Annotated in this window: 14 protein-coding genes; all 14 read right to left on the bottom strand. The window is 73.1% G+C overall.

Going from position 1 to position 14224, the window contains the following annotated elements:
* Positions 1 to 86: 86 nt before the first annotated feature.
* Positions 87 to 821, bottom strand: a complete 735-nt coding sequence (locus I003_RS0100495; protein ID WP_078563630.1) for an AAA family ATPase — start codon at positions 819 to 821, stop codon at positions 87 to 89.
* A gap of 308 nt (positions 822 to 1129) precedes the next feature.
* The gene (gene aroQ / locus I003_RS0100490) at positions 1130 to 1570 is read right to left on the bottom strand and encodes a type II 3-dehydroquinate dehydratase (protein WP_027769668.1); all 441 of its coding nucleotides are present in this window, start codon (positions 1568 to 1570) and stop codon (positions 1130 to 1132) included.
* Positions 1567 to 2694 carry a 3-dehydroquinate synthase gene (aroB, locus tag I003_RS0100485; protein ID WP_027769667.1) on the bottom strand — a complete coding sequence of 376 codons (1128 nt, stop codon included), beginning with the start codon at positions 2692 to 2694 and terminating at the stop codon, positions 1567 to 1569. The genes aroQ and aroB overlap by 4 nt, the downstream gene beginning before the upstream one ends.
* Positions 2691 to 3272 carry a shikimate kinase gene (locus I003_RS0100480; protein WP_027769666.1) on the bottom strand — a complete coding sequence of 194 codons (582 nt, stop codon included), beginning with the start codon at positions 3270 to 3272 and terminating at the stop codon, positions 2691 to 2693. The genes aroB and I003_RS0100480 overlap by 4 nt, the downstream gene beginning before the upstream one ends.
* Entirely contained in the window at positions 3269 to 4453 is a 1185-nt protein-coding gene (gene aroC / locus I003_RS0100475) for a chorismate synthase (protein WP_027769665.1), read from the bottom strand. Before aroC ends, I003_RS0100480 begins: the two co-directional genes overlap by 4 nt.
* A gap of 140 nt (positions 4454 to 4593) precedes the next feature.
* Complete coding sequence (locus I003_RS0100470) at positions 4594 to 5433, bottom strand: shikimate dehydrogenase (protein WP_027769664.1); 840 nt, start codon at positions 5431 to 5433, stop codon at positions 4594 to 4596.
* Entirely contained in the window at positions 5430 to 7073 is a 1644-nt protein-coding gene (gene mltG, locus I003_RS0100465) for an endolytic transglycosylase MltG (protein ID WP_027769663.1), read from the bottom strand. Before mltG ends, I003_RS0100470 begins: the two co-directional genes overlap by 4 nt.
* Before the next feature lie 78 nt (positions 7074 to 7151).
* Positions 7152 to 7616 carry a Holliday junction resolvase RuvX gene (ruvX, locus tag I003_RS0100460; protein WP_027769662.1) on the bottom strand — a complete coding sequence of 155 codons (465 nt, stop codon included), beginning with the start codon at positions 7614 to 7616 and terminating at the stop codon, positions 7152 to 7154.
* A 28-nt stretch (positions 7617 to 7644) separates the two neighbouring features.
* Positions 7645 to 10314, bottom strand: a complete 2670-nt coding sequence (gene alaS / locus I003_RS0100455; RefSeq protein WP_027769661.1) for an alanine--tRNA ligase — start codon at positions 10312 to 10314, stop codon at positions 7645 to 7647.
* Positions 10314 to 10664 (bottom strand): DUF6167 family protein, encoded by a 351-nt coding sequence (locus tag I003_RS0100450; RefSeq protein ID WP_027769660.1) that lies wholly within the window; start codon positions 10662 to 10664, stop codon positions 10314 to 10316. Before I003_RS0100450 ends, alaS begins: the two co-directional genes overlap by 1 nt.
* Before the next feature lie 5 nt (positions 10665 to 10669).
* Complete coding sequence (locus I003_RS0100445) at positions 10670 to 11131, bottom strand: DUF948 domain-containing protein (protein ID WP_199784218.1); 462 nt, start codon at positions 11129 to 11131, stop codon at positions 10670 to 10672.
* Between the two features lie 198 nt (positions 11132 to 11329).
* Positions 11330 to 11941: a 30S ribosomal protein S4 gene (rpsD, locus tag I003_RS0100440; protein WP_027769658.1), complete on the bottom strand. Its 612-nt coding sequence runs from the start codon at positions 11939 to 11941 to the stop codon at positions 11330 to 11332.
* A 141-nt stretch (positions 11942 to 12082) separates the two neighbouring features.
* On the bottom strand, positions 12083 to 13468 hold the full coding sequence (locus I003_RS0100435) for a replication-associated recombination protein A (protein ID WP_027769657.1): 1386 nt from the start codon (positions 13466 to 13468) through the stop codon (positions 12083 to 12085).
* Between the two features lie 33 nt (positions 13469 to 13501).
* Complete coding sequence (locus tag I003_RS0100430; RefSeq protein ID WP_027769656.1) at positions 13502 to 14143, bottom strand: vitamin K epoxide reductase family protein; 642 nt, start codon at positions 14141 to 14143, stop codon at positions 13502 to 13504.
* Positions 14144 to 14224 lie beyond the last annotated feature (81 nt).

The following is a 14224-nucleotide window of genomic DNA, read 5'->3' as shown; positions in this document are numbered from 1 at the left end:
CGCCCGAGCGCGTCCGTACGGGCACGTGCCCCCGGCGTGCGCGGCTGGCGTACCGGGGACGGAGCCGGCCGTGCGCGGCCGGCGGGCTACCAGGCCGGCGGACTCGCCAGGCTGCGCCCGACGACGTCGTCGAGCATCCGGGCGGTCGCGGGCACGTCGTGGCGCGAGTTGTCGATGATCGGCAGGCCCGAGCCGTACCAGCCGGCCATCCGGCCGTGGATGCGGGCGACCTCCTCGTCCGCGAGCCGCCGGTTGCCGGTGCGCGCGGCGTTGCGGGCGAGGACGGACTCCAGCCCGGGCAGCAGCACCACGGGCAGCAGCCCGGGGCCGACGTGCCGTTTCCAGCCCCCGAGGCCGACCACGGGGCGGTCGGGGAAGACAGCGTCATCGAGGATGCAGGAGATGCCGTTGGCCAGATAGTTGCGGGCGGCGAAGCCGCAGGTGCGGCGGGCCAGCCGGTACTGCGCCTCGGAGTGGTCCGTCCACCCCGCCTGCGGGTCGGCGAAGCCGGCGCGCACCCACTCGCGGACGTCGTCGAGGCTGATGTGCGCGGTCGGCGCGCGGCGGGTGTCCGCCCAGTGCCGCGCCACGGTGGTCTTGCCGGCCCCGGCCGGGCCGATGAGGAGCACCGCCACCGTCGGCGGGGGTGCTCCGTGCGGCATGGGTGCGGGCGGCGGGCTGGGCAGGATCACGGGACCGCCGACCGGGAGCTTCAGATGGCCGGTCGTCTCCACCGCGTCATGCGGCCCGGCCGCCGGCGGCGGGCCGCCCGGCCCAGGTCTGCCCTGGGGCGGCTGCGGTACCCCCACTGCGTGCTGCATCCCGTGCACCCTCGCTCTGTGACCCGTCACGTCCCGACACCCGGCTGGTCATGGCCGTACCGCGGTCCGCGGCTGTCTTAGCCCGCACGGTACCCGTACGACCCGCCATAGTGGGAACGATCCTGCCAGGAGCCCCGCGCGGGCCCAGGAGGGCCTGGTCCCACTGTCCCGGTGTTTCGGACGGAGACTGTGCGGTCCCTCTTCCCTCCGCGGAAGGGGCGCCGGGGTTACGCCTACGTACCGAGGAGAGGATCCGGAACTGTGGCGGCGGTACGCGGCGCCCCCGGCCGGTGAGGGAGATCAGCGGGTCAGGATGCGGCCAGATCCTCCACGAGGGCGCGCAGCGCCAGCCGGTACGAGCCGATACCGAAGCCCGCGACGGTGCCGGAGGCCACCGCGGCGATCACCGAGGTGTGCCGGAACTCTTCACGGGCGTGCGGGTTGGAGATGTGCACCTCGATCAGCGGGGCCGTGCGCTGTGCCGCCGCGTCCCGCATCCCGTACGAATAATGCGTGAACGCCCCCGGGTTGATCACCACGGGCAGCCGGCCGTCCGCGGCCTCGTGCAGCCAGCGGATCATCTCGGCCTCGTCGTTGGTCTCCCGCACCTCGACCTCGAAGCCCAGCTCCTTGCCGAGTGCGGTGCACTGCTCGACGAGCCCGGCGTAGGACGTGGCGCCGTAGACGTCCGGCTCGCGGGAGCCGAGCCGGCCGAGGTTCGGCCCGTTGAGCACCAGTACGCGCGTCATCCGGCGGCCTCCTCGTGACCGGCCGCGATCTCGGCGTGCGCGGCGAGCAGCATGGCCGGGTCGGGCCCCTCCAGCACAGCCGGTTTGGCCGGCCCGTCGAGGACGATGAAGCGCAGCAGGTCGCCGCGGGTCTTCTTGTCCACCTTCATCGTCTGCAGCAGCTTGGGCCACTGGTCGCCGCGGTAGGTCACGGGCAGCCCGACGGCGCGCAGCACCGCACGGTGCCGGTCGGCGGTGGCATCGTCGAGGCGGCCGGCGATCCGCCCCAGCTCGGCGGCGAAGACCATGCCGACGGAGACGGCCGCGCCGTGCCGCCACGTGTAGCGCTCGTTCTTCTCGATGGCGTGGCCGAGAGTGTGCCCGTAGTTGAGGATCTCCCTCAGGCCGGACTCCTTCAGGTCCGCCGAGACCACCTCCGCCTTGACCCGGATCGCGCGCTCGACCAGCTCCGCGGTGTGCGGCCCCGCGGGGCTGCGGGCGCCCTCGGGGTCGGCCTCGATCAGCTCCAGGATCGCCGGGTCGGCGATGAAGCCGGCCTTGATGACCTCGGCGAGACCGGAGACGTAGTCGTGGACGCCGAGGGAGTCCAGCGCGGCGAGGTCGCACAGCACCCCCGCCGGCGGATGGAACGCGCCGACGAGGTTCTTGCCCTCCGCGGTGTTGATGCCGGTCTTGCCGCCGACCGCCGCGTCCACCATGCCGAGCACGGTCGTCGGCACGGCGACCCAGCGCACCCCGCGCAGCCAGGTCGCGGCCACGAACCCGGCGAGGTCCGTCGTGGCTCCGCCGCCGACGCCGACGACGGCGTCGCTGCGGGTGAACCCGGACTGGCCCAGAGCCCGCCAGCAGTACGCGGCGACCTCGGCGGTCTTCGCCTCCTCGGCGTTCGGCACCTGGATGACGACGGCCTCGTACTCCTGGCCGGCCAGGTCCGCGCGGAGCGCCTCGCCGGTCTCGGCCAGTGCCTCCGGCACGATGACGGCGACCCGCTTGGCCCCCGGCCCGATCAGCCGCGGCAGCTCGCCGAGCAACTGCCGGCCGACGACGGCCTCGTAGGAGTCCGTACCGGCGGTGCCGCCGACGGGGATACGGGTGACCTCGGCCTCTTCGGCGCTCGCTGTCATGCGGGGTGGTTCTCCAATGCTGCGAGTACGAGAGCGGCGACCTCGTCCGGCGTGCGGCCGGCGGTGGTGACCGTCGCGCGGGCGACCTCGGTGTAGTGCGGGCGGCGCTCCTCCATCAGGGTGCGCCACTGCTGCCGCGGGTTGACGACGAGCAGCGGGCGGGGGGCGTCGAGGCCGACGCGCTTGACGGCGTCGGCCAGCTCGACGTCGAGGAAGACGACCCGGTGCGCCGCCAGCAGCTCGCGGGTGCCGGGGTCCATGACGGCGCCGCCGCCGAGGGCCAGCACCCCGGGATGCTCGGCGAGCGCGGCACGCACGGCGGCGCGCTCCAGGGCCCGGAAGGCGGGCTCGCCGTCGTCGAAGAAGATCTCGGCGATGGGCTTGCCCGCGGCCTTCTCGATGTCCTCGTCGGTGTCGCGGACGGTGGTGCCGAGGCGGGCGGCGAGCACGGCCCCGACGGTGGACTTGCCGGCGCCGGGCGGGCCGACGAGCACGACGGCGGGGCCGTCCGTGCGCGCCGCCGTGGCTGCGCCGTCTGCGGTGTCGGGGCGCTCGCGGCCCTCGGTGCTGCCGGTCATCGGATCGCCAGGTTCTCCAGGTAGCCACGGACGTTGCGGGCGGTCTCGGCGACGCTGTCGCCGCCGAACTTCTCGGCCACCGCGTCGGCCAGCACCAGCGCCACCATCGCCTCCGCGACGATGCCCGCGGCGGGCACCGCGCAGACATCGGAGCGCTGGTGGTGCGCCCTGGTGGCCTCGCCGGTGGCGACGTCCACGGTGGCCAGCGCGCGCGGCACCGTGGCGATGGGCTTCATCGCGGCGCGCACCCGCAGCCGCTCGCCGGTGCTCAGCCCGCCCTCGGTGCCGCCGGAGCGGCCGGAGGAGCGGCGGATGCCGTCCTCGGTGCCGACGATCTCGTCGTGGGCCTGTGAGCCGGGCACGCGGGCCAGCGCGAAGCCGTCGCCCAGCTCGACGCCCTTGATGGCCTGGATGCCCATGAGCGCCCCGGCCAGCCGGGAGTCCAGCCGGCGGTCCCAGTGCACGTGCGAGCCGAGACCGACCGGCACGCCGTAGGCGACGACCTCGACGACGCCGCCGAGGGTGTCGCCGTCCTGGTGGGCCTGGTCGATCTCGGCGACCATCGCCTTGCTCGCGTCCGCGTCCAGGCAGCGCACGGGGTCGGCATCGAGCCGCGCCACGTCGCCCGGCGCGGGAATGCTGCCGTACGGGGCCTTCGCGCGCCCCAGCTCCACGACGTGTGAGACGACCTCGATGCCGGCGGTCTCCGTCAGGTACGAGCGGGCCACGGCACCCAGCGCGACCCGCGCCGCTGTCTCGCGGGCGGAGGCGCGCTCCAGCACCGGGCGGGCCTCGTCGAAGCCGTACTTCTGCATCCCGGCGAGATCGGCGTGGCCCGGGCGGGGACGGGTCAGCGGGGCGTTGCGGGCGACGCCCGCCAGCTCGGCCGGGTCCACCGGGTCGGCGGCCATGACCTTCTCCCACTTGGGCCACTCGGTGTTCCCGATCATGACCGCGACCGGGGAGCCGAGGGTGAGCCCGTGGCGTACGCCGCCGATGAAGGTGACCTCGTCGCGCTCGAACTTCATCCGCGCCCCGCGGCCGTGGCCCAGTCGGCGGCGGGCGAGGTGGTCGGCGACCAGGTCGGTGGTGACGGGCACTCCCGCGGGAAGACCCTCCAGCGTCGCGACGAGTGCCGGGCCGTGCGATTCCCCTGCGGTGAGCCAGCGCAACCTGCTCAACGGTGCTCCCTTACGAATGCGAAGTCCTCGCCCCGATCCTCGCACGGTCCGGGCCCCGCACCGGTCCGGGTCCGCGGAATGGACGGTTGGACAGACAGATTCCTGCGCCCTTGGCGGAGAGTCCCGCGGCGCCGCCGGACTCAGGCGGTGCGGGCGCGGAGCGCGGCCTCGCCGGCCTCGCGCATGGCCGCCAGAGGGGCCGGGGCGACGCCCGTCATCTGCTCCACCTGCAGCACCGCCTGGTGCACCAGCAGGTCGAGACCTCCGACGACTGTGCCGCCTTGCGCGGCCCACGCGCCGGAAAGCGGGGTGGGCCACGGCTCGTACAGCACGTCGAAGAGTGCGCCGGGGCGCTCCGGCACCCCGCTGGCGAGGTCGTCGGTGGCGCCGGCCGGGGTGGTGGCGACGACCAGGGGCGCGTCGAAGGCGGACGCGGCCCCGGACCAGTCCGTGCAGCGCACCGGAACGCCGAGGCGCTCGCCCCACTGCTCCATCTCCGTCGCGCGGGCGGCGGAGCGGACGTACGCCGTGACCTCCCCCGTGCAGACGGTGGCGAGGGCGGCGAGCGCGGAGGAAGCGGTGGCGCCGGCGCCGAGCACGGCGGCGCGCTCGACCTTCTCGATGCCGCGCTCGCGCAGCGCCGCGATCATGCCCGGGATGTCGGTGTTGTCACCGAAGCGGCTGCCATCGTCGTGCAGCACGACGGTGTTGACCGACTCGACGGAGCCGGCCGTGGCGCTGACCTCGTCGAGCAGCGGGATCACCGCGCGCTTGAGCGGCATGGTCAGCGAGAGCCCGGCCCACTCCCCCGGCTCCAGGCTGTCGAGGAAGCCGGAGAGCCGCTGCTCGTCCACGTCGTAGCGGCCGTAGGTCCAGTTGGCCAGGCCCAGCTCGCCGTACGCGGCGCGGTGCAGCACCGGAGAGAGCGAGTGGCTGATGGGCGAGCCGAGCACGGCCGCGCGCCGGGGCTGGTCCCTCACTCGTCCTCCTTCTTGCGCTGGTTCTCGTTGAACTCCTCGACGTTGCGGTCGTGCTCTTCCTTGCTGGCGGTGAAACGCGTGTCGTCCGGCTTGACGGTGACGAAGTACAGCCAGTCGCCGGGGGTCGGGTCGAGGGCCGCCTCGATGGCCCGCTCGCTGGGGTTGTCGATGGGCCCGGGCGGCAGGCCGGCGTGGAGGTAGGTGTTGTACGGGGAGTCGAACTGCGTGTCCTGGTTGGAGATGTCGAGGTTCGACTCGCCCTTGGCGTAGTTGATGGTGGAGTCGAACTGCAGCATGCCGTTGGTCGCGGTGTTGTCCGGCTTCATGCGGTTGTAGATGACCCGCGAGACCTTGCCGAACTCCTCCTTCGACTGCCCCTCCGCCTCGATGAGGCTGGCGATGGTGAGGATCTCGTACGGGGTCCGGCCCGCCTTCTCCGCCTTGCCCTCCAGACCCAGCTCCGTGTACGTGCCCTTGGCACGCGCGACCATCTCGCGCAGCAGCTTCTTGGGGTCGGTGCCCTCGGCGGCGGAGTAACTGGAAGGCCACAGGAAGCCCTCGGGGTTGCCCTCCGCCCAGCCGGGCAGGCCGAGGTCGCCCTTTTCGGCGATCTTGGCGGTGGTGTCCTCCTTGAGCCCCAGGTGCTCGTCGATCATCGCGTAGACGGCGGTGGCGCGCCGGCCCTCGGGGACGACGAGCTGGTTGGCGGCCTCCGGACTCAGCATCATCTCGACGGCGGCCTCGCCGGACATGGCCTTGTGCAGCGTGTACGCGCCGGGGTGGAGCATCTCGTCGCCGGCGGCGTCGACGAACGCCTGGACGCTCTTGACCACGCCCTTGTCCTTGAGGATGTTCCCCATCTGCGTGATGGTCGCGCCCTCGGGGATCTCCACGGTCACCGAGCCCTGGCCCTCGCCCGCGTAGTCGGGGGCGGCGCCGAAGCGGTCGTTCCAGAAGTTGTAGCCGACGTAGCCGAGGCCGCCGAGGCCGCCGGCCAGCACGAGGGCGATGACGAGGCAGGCGCAGCCGTTGCGGCGCTTGGCGCCGCGCCGGTCGCGGCCGGCGCTGCGGCCACCGCTGCGGCGGCTCTCGCGGGGGTCGTCGTCGAAGTCGTCGTCGCCTCCGCCGCCATCGTCGAAGAAGGGATGGTCGTCGCGCTCGGGCGGGCGGGAGGCGGGATCCCAGTCCTCGCGGCCGTCGGGAAGGCGGCGGCCCTGGGCCGGGTGGGAGGGCTGCTGGTGCGCCGGCTGCCGGTGTCCGGGCCCCTGCTGCGGGTGCGGCTGCTGCGGCTGCTGGTGGCCCGGCTGCTGCTGGTGCGGCTGCGGGCGGCGCGGGTGCGGGTGCGGCGGGGGGTAGGCGTCCGGCGTGCCGTAGTAGTCGGGCTGCGGCGCGGGGGCCGCGTAGGGGTCGGCCAGCGGCATCCCGCCGCCGGTGGTGTCCCAGCCGCCGGGGTACTGCGGATGCTGGCCCGAGTCCCAGGAGGACTGCTGCTGGTGCGGGTAGTGCTGCTGCGGCTGGTGTCCCCCGTAGTGCTGGTAGCCCGCGCCGGGCTGGCCGCCCGACCAGTCCTGCTGCCCGCCGTCATGGCCGTCGTCGGGCTGCCAGGGTTGGGAGCCGGGGTTTTGGCCGTAGTCAGTCATCAGTCCCCTATGCCGCGTGGCCGCCGGTGCTTTTATACGACGGGTGCCGTGTCCGCGCGGAACGTTACCGTATCGCGATCACGGGCCCGCTTCGACGCTCTCACCCGGCGCGACCCCCGACGCCCGTTCGGCTTCCAGCGCGCTCTGGAGGATGACGACGGCCGCCACCTGGTCGACGACCGATCGGCCCTTGCGACTCGATCTGCCGGCCGCACGGAGGTTCTGGGAGGCCGTCACCGTGGACATGCGTTCGTCCACGAGCCGCACGGGAACGGGTTGGACGCGCCGCGCCAGCTTCTCGGCGAAGGCGCGGACCTTGGCCGCCGCCGGGCCTTCGCCGCCGTGCAGCGAGCGCGGCAGGCCGACGAGCACCTCCAGCGGCTCGTACTCCTCGGTGAGGGCGGCCAGCCTGCGGTACGCCGCCGGCAGGTCCCGGCCGGGCACGGTCTCCACGGGCGTGGCGAGGATCCCGTCGGGGTCGCAGGACGCGACCCCGATCCGGACGTCGCCGACGTCCACCGCGAGCCGGCGCCCGCGGCGGATCACCGGATCCTCCGGCGGCTGTTCCGCATCAGCCGGCGGCCTCCGCGACGCCCCGCTCCACCGCGGCCACCGCGTCGCCGACGGCCTGCGGGTCCTGCCCGCCGCCCTGGGCGATGTCGGGCTTGCCACCGCCGCCGCCGCCGAGCGTCCTGGCCGCCGTACGCACCAGGTCGCCGGCCTTCAGACCGCGCTCGCGGGCGGCCTCGTTGGTGGCGATCACGGTGACCGGCCGGGAACCCGCGACGGAGAACAGCGCCACGACGGCGGGCCGGTCGCCGGGAATGCGGCCGCGTACGTCCAGGACGAGCTTGCGCAGGTCCTCGGCGGCGGTGCCGTCCGGCACCCGGGCGGCGACGAGCGCGACGCCGTGCACGTCCCTGGCGGACTCGGCGAGGCCGGCGGCGGCCTGCAGCACCTTCTCGGCGCGGAACTTCTCGATCTCCTTCTCCGCGTCCTTCAGCCGGGCGAGCATGCCGGAGATCCGCTCGGGCAGTTCCTCCGGGCGGCCCTTCAGCAGCTCGGTGAGCTGGTGGACCACGGTGTGCTCGCGGGCGAGATAGTTGTACGCGTCCACGCCGACCAGGGCCTCGACCCGGCGCACGCCGGCGCCGATGGAGGACTCACCGAGCAGCTTGACCAGGCCGAGCTGGGCGGTGTTGTGCACGTGCGTGCCGCCGCACAGTTCCTTGGAGAAGTCGCCGATGGTGACGACGCGCACCCGGTCGCCGTACTTCTCGCCGAACTCGGCCAGCGCGCCCTGCTTCTTGGCCTCCTCCATCGACATGACTTCGGCGTTCACGTCGAGTTCCCGGGCCAGCACCTCGTTGATCTTCTGCTCGACGTCGCCGAGGACGCCGCCGGGCACGGCGGCGGGCGCACCGAAGTCGAAGCGGAAGCGGCCCGGGGCGTTTTCGGAGCCGGCCTGGGCGGCGGTCGGGCCGAGGGCGTCGCGCAGCGCCTGGTGGGTGAGGTGGGTGGCGCTGTGGGCGCGGGCGATGGCGCGGCGCCGGCCCACGTCGATGGCGGCCTGGGCCGGTTCGCCGACGGTGACCTCGCCGACCTGGACGACGCCCTTGTGCACGCTGACCCCGGGCACCGGTTGCTGCACGTCGCGCACCTCGACCACGGCGCCGGAGCCGAGCCGGATCCGTCCGGTGTCGGCGAGCTGGCCGCCGCCCTCCGCGTAGAAAGGGGTGCGGTCGAGGATGACCTCGACCTCGTCGCCCTCGGTGGCGGCGGGTGAGGCCACGCCGCCGACGAGCAGGCCGACGACCGTGGACTCGGTGGCGGTGTGGGTGTAGCCGGTGAACTCGGTGGCGCCGGCGGAGTCGGCGACCTCGCGGTACGCCGACAGGTCGGCGTGGCCGGTCTTCTTGGCGGCGGCATCCGCCTTGGCCCGGTCCCGCTGCTCCTTCATGAGCCGCCGGAAGCCGTCCTCGTCGACCGTCAGGCCCTGTTCGCCGGCCATCTCCAGGGTGAGGTCGATGGGGAAGCCCCAGGTGTCGTGAAGCAGGAACGCCTTGTCGCCGGGGAGCACGCCCGAGCCGGCGGCCCTGGCCTCGGAGACCGCGGTGTCCAGCACGTTGGTGCCGGCCTTGAGGGTCTTGAGGAAACGGGCCTCCTCGGCGAGTGCGACGGACTCGATGCGCTTGCGGTCGGCGACCAGCTCCGGGTACTGCTCGCCCATGGTGGCGATGACGACGTCGACCAGGTCGCCGACCACGGGGCGGTCCGCGCCGAGCAGCTTCATGTTGCGTACGGCGCGGCGCATGATGCGGCGCAGCACGTAGCCCCGGCCCTCGTTGCCGGGGGTGACGCCGTCGCCGATGAGCATGACGGAGGCGCGCATGTGGTCGGAGACGACGCGCAGCGACACGTCCGAGTGGTCGGCGGCACCGTAGCGGACGCCGGTCAGCTCCTCGGCCTTGTCGATGACGGCGCGCGAGGTGTCGATCTCGTACATGTTGTGCACGCCCTGCAGGATCATCGCCAGCCGTTCGAGTCCGAGGCCGGTGTCGATGTTCTGCTGGGGGAGGTCCCCCAGGATGGGGTAGTCCTTGCCCCTGCCGGGGCCGCGCACGTACTGCATGAAGACCAGGTTCCAGATCTCCACGTAGCGCTCGTCGTTGACGGCGGGGCCGCCCGCCTCGCCGAACTCGGGGCCGCGGTCGTAGTTGACCTCGGAGCACGGGCCGCAGGGACCGGGCACGCCCATGTCCCAGTAGTTCTCCTCCTTGCCCAGGCGCTGGATGCGCTCCGGGGGCACGCCGACCACGTCGCGCCAGATGCGCTCGGCCTCGTCGTCGTCCTCGTAGACCGTGATCCACAGGCGCTCGGGGTCCAGACCGTACCCCCCGGCGTCCTGGGAGCTGGTGAGCAGCTCCCAGGCAAGGGTGGCGGCGCCCTCCTTGAAGTAGTCCCCGAAGGAGAAGTTGCCGCACATCTGGAAGAACGTGCCGTGCCGGGTGGTCTTGCCGACCTCGTCGATGTCCGGGGTGCGGATGCACTTCTGCACGCTGGTGGCGCGCTTGTACGGCGGGGCGGCCTCGCCGAGGAAGTACGGCTTGAAGGGGACCATGCCCGCGTTGATGAGGAGCAGCGTGGGGTCGTCGGCGATCAGCGACGCCGACGGCACGACGGTGTGCCCACGCTCTTCGAAGAAGCGCAGCCAGCGGCGGCGGATTTCGGCCGACTCCATCAGTGGTCCTCTTTCAGGTGGCGATTACGGTGATACGGGTTCCGGCCGGCCGCGCCGCGCCGCGCGGCCTTCCGTTCGAGCTGTGCCTTCGCGCGCCTGCCCGGCAGTTCGGCGGGGCGGCTGCGGGGGCTGAGCCCGAGGGCGTCGTTGAGCTGGTCCTCGCGCTCGGCCATCGCGGCGCGTACGTCCTGGGCGAAGAGCAGGGCGCGGCGGCCGGTGTCGACGGCGCGGTTGGCTGCCGTGGCGGCGATGCTCTCCGGCGAGACGCGGCGCATCGCGCGCTGTGCCCTGAGGGTGGCCCAGACGCCGGTGGCCGCACCGGTCGTGAACCAGAAGGTCCGACGGAACATGCTGCTCAGCCCTTTCTGCGCCTGGCGGAAAAGCCCCGGCGGGCGGCGGGCACCCGGGCCCGCGCGGCGGACCCGCCCACCGGGCCGCCGGCGATCACCTCGCCGCCGTCCCCGGCCGCGCCGCGGTTCCGGCCGAGCGCACGGCGCACCCCGTACCCGAACGCGGCCACCTTCACCAGGGGGCCGCCGAAGGCGGTGGAGACGGTGGAGGACAGGGCCGAGGCGTTGGCCGTGACCTCCTGGACGTCGGAGGCGATGGCATCGACCCGGGCGAGCTGGGTGTTCGCCGAGCGCACGGTGGCGCCGGCCTCGGCGAGGAGCGGGACGGCCTCCTCGGTGACGCGCGTGACCAACTCGCCCGCGGCGCGGAGCGTCTGAGCCAGCCGGAAGAGCGCCACGGCCAGGAACGAGACCAGGATGGCCCAGAAGACGGCCACGAGGATGCCGGCCACCTCTCCACCGGACACGATGCACCGCTCCTTCAGGGCTGCTCGCCGGGCGAGTACGACGGGGTGTTGCGCTGCCAGGGCAGGCTCCGACCCTATCGCGCCGGACTGACGGCGCCGTACCGGATTAACCCCCGTGCGCAGGAGAGTTGCGTGAGCGGATCGTACGCTGCGCATACTTCCGCGCACGTTCGGTACGTCCGCCGGGAGCGGGAGGCGTCAGCGGGCGTAGTACTCCACGACCAGTTGCTCGTCGCAGAGGACGGGGACCTCGCGGCGGTGGGGCTCCCGGTCCAGCCGGAAGGCGAGCGCCGGCAGGTTGACCTCCAGGTAGCGGGGGGTCTCGCCGTCGGTGGCGTAGCCGCCCTCGCGCGCGACCTGGAAGGGGTACTTCCCGCGGCTGCGCTCGCGGACCGTCACCACGTCACCGGGACGGACCCGGAAGGACGGCTTGTCGACCTTGCGGCCGTTGACCTCGATGTGACCGTGCACGACCATCTGCCGGGACTGGTAGACCGTCCTGGCCAGGCCCGCCCGCAGGACCAGCGCGTCCAGCCTGCGCTCCAGCTCGGCGATCAGCGCCTCGCCGGTCTTGCCCTGCACCTTGCTGGCCCGCTCGTACGCCCGGACGAGCTGGCGCTCGCTGATGTCGTACTGAGCGCGCAGCCGCTGCTTCTCCAGCAGCCGCACCTTGTAGTCGCTGGCCTGCTTGCGCCCGCGGCCGTGCATGCCGGGCGGGTAGGGGCGGGCCTCGAAGTACCTGGCGGCCTTCGGGGTGAGCGGGATGCCGAGGGCCCGTGACTTGCGGACCTTGGGGCGCGGCTGGTTCACGTCGTTCCGTCCTCTTCGGAAAACTTAGGCAAGGCTTACCTTAATCGATGTCAGCCCTTCCTCATGCCCACTGCGAAAAACGCGCCCGCGATTCCGGGCATTCCCGGGCGGCGGGCACCGTGATCCGCGTCACCGGGCCGGTCAGTCGCGCGCGTCTCCCCGGCCCGGGCCGTCCTGCCCTCCGCCCGCCAGCCGCTCGCGCACCCGCTCGACCACCTCGGCGTACCGCGCCTCCGCGCCGTACCGCGTCGGCTCGTAGTACCGCCGGCCGGCGAGAGCGTCCGGCGCGTACTGCTGTGCGGCGATGGCGCCGGGGACGTCGTGCGGGTACACGTAGCCCTGCGCGTGCCCCAGCTTCTCCGCGCCCTTGTAGTGCCCGTCCCGCAGATGCGCGGGCACCGGACCCGCCTTCCCGGCCCGTACGTCGTCCATCGCGGCCCCGACGGCCTTCGTGACCGCGTTGGACTTCGGGGCCAGCGCAAGCGCCACCGTGGCGTGCGCCAGCGTCAGCGCCGCCTCCGGAAAGCCGATCATGGCGACCGCCTGGGCCGCCGCGACCGCCGTCTGCAGCGCGGAGGAGTCGGCGAGACCGATGTCCTCGCTGGCGGAGATCATCAGGCGCCGGGCGATGAACCGCGGGTCCTCACCCGCCTCGATCATGCGCGCCAGATAGTGCAGTGCCGCGTCCACGTCCGAGCCGCGCACCGACTTGATGAGGGCGCTGGCCACGTCGTAGTGCTGGTCGCCGTCCCGGTCGTACGCCACGGCGGCGCGGTCCACCGCCGCCTCCAGCGTCGGCAGCGACACCTCCGTCCCGCCCTGCGCCAGCGCCGCCCCGGCCGCCGCCTCCAGCGCCGTCAGCGCCCGGCGCGCGTCGCCGCCGGCGATGCGCAGCAGGTGCTCCTCGGACTCCTCCGGCAGCGTCACCGCGCCGCCGAGGCCGCGCTCGGCGCCGACCGCGCGGCGCAGCAGCCCGCGCACATCGTCGTCGGTCAGAGGCTCCAGCGTGAGCAGCAGCGAGCGGGAGAGCAGCGGGGAGATGACCGAGAAGTACGGATTCTCCGTGGTGGCCGCGATCAGCGTCACCCAGCGGTTCTCCACCGCGGGCAGCAGCGAGTCCTGCTGGGCCTTGCTGAAGCGGTGGATCTCGTCGAGGAAGAGGACGGTCTCCTTGCCGTACCCCCCGGCCGCCCGGCGGGCACCCTCGATGACCGCGCGAACCTCCTTGACGCCGGCCGTGATCGCGGACAACTCCACGAAGCGCTTGCGGGTGGCCTGGCTGACCACGTACGCCAAGGTGGTCTTGCCGGTACCGGGCGGGCCCCACAGCAGCACGGACGCCGGGCCCGCCGGCCCTCCCGCGCCCTCGCCGACGAGCCGGCGCAGCGGTGCGCCGGGCTTGAGGAGGTGCTGCTGCCCCACGACCTCGTCGAGGCTGCGCGGGCGCATCCGGACGGCGAGCGGGGAGCTGCCGGGGTCCTTCTCCTGGCGCTCCTCCGCCGCGGCGGTGAACAGGTCGGGCTCCACGCTCCCGACCCTATGCCACGGGACCGACAGCGCTCAGAGGAGCGTCTTCCAGTACGACCACCAGCGGATGCCGATCAGGATGAGCAGGACCCCGTACCAGAGGACGGGCACCACCCAGTTGAACTCCAGCACCGTCTCGCGGACCCGCGCGGAGACCGGGAAGACGCCGGTCTTCAGGTTGTGCACGGTGGTGTACCAGAAGATCAGGATCGTCACCGCCCAGACCAGCGAGCACCACAGGCACAGCGAGCCGATCTCGTACAGCGAGGAGTACTGGAGGAAGGTGACGAAGCCGACCCCGAAGAGAGAGCCCGCCCACAGTCCGGTCCACCACCAGCGGCGGTGCCCCGCGCCGGCCAGCAGGCCGGCGCCGATCACGACGAGCATCGGGAAGGCGATCCAGCCGACGAACGGGTTCGGGAACCCGAACACCGACGCCTGCCAGCTCTTCATGATGTTGTTGCACGACAGGACGGGGTTCAGGCTGCAGGCCGAGACGTAGTTCGGGTCCTCCAGCAGCTTCATCTTGTCGTGCGTGATCACCGCGGACGCCACCACACCCAGCGTGCCGCCGATCATCAGCAGCCAGGCGAACGGCCGGCTCGATCCGATCAGTCCGGAATCGGGCGGGTCCTCGTGCGGGGACGGTGCCGTTCTCGTTGCGGTCGTGGTCATCTCGCTGCTTCCGTGGGCTCGGTCGGTGGCGGCACTTCATTGTGCCGCAACACGGCGTGGTCGGGCACCGGTGCACCGGTG

This window comes from Streptomyces sp. CNQ329, assembly GCF_000482585.1.
This window is presented reverse-complemented; position numbering and strand designations above follow the sequence as displayed.

What these genes read in the sequence shown, in the direction of transcription:
- mltG (WP_027769663.1), bottom strand. Translation starts at nt 7,073, where the DNA reads ATGACTGACTACGGCCAAAACCCCGGCTCCCAACCCTGGCAGCCCGAC.
- I003_RS0100480 (WP_027769666.1), bottom strand. Translation starts at nt 3,272, where the DNA reads ATGACCGGCAGCACCGAGGGCCGCGAGCGCCCCGACACCGCAGACGGC.
- I003_RS0100495 (WP_078563630.1), bottom strand. Translation starts at nt 821, where the DNA reads ATGCAGCACGCAGTGGGGGTACCGCAGCCGCCCCAGGGCAGACCTGGG.
- alaS (WP_027769661.1), bottom strand. Translation starts at nt 10,314, where the DNA reads ATGGAGTCGGCCGAAATCCGCCGCCGCTGGCTGCGCTTCTTCGAAGAG.
- I003_RS0100430 (WP_027769656.1), bottom strand. Translation starts at nt 14,143, where the DNA reads ATGACCACGACCGCAACGAGAACGGCACCGTCCCCGCACGAGGACCCG.
- aroQ (WP_027769668.1), bottom strand. Translation starts at nt 1,570, where the DNA reads ATGACGCGCGTACTGGTGCTCAACGGGCCGAACCTCGGCCGGCTCGGC.
- aroB (WP_027769667.1), bottom strand. Translation starts at nt 2,694, where the DNA reads ATGACAGCGAGCGCCGAAGAGGCCGAGGTCACCCGTATCCCCGTCGGC.
- I003_RS0100450 (WP_027769660.1), bottom strand. Translation starts at nt 10,664, where the DNA reads ATGTTCCGTCGGACCTTCTGGTTCACGACCGGTGCGGCCACCGGCGTC.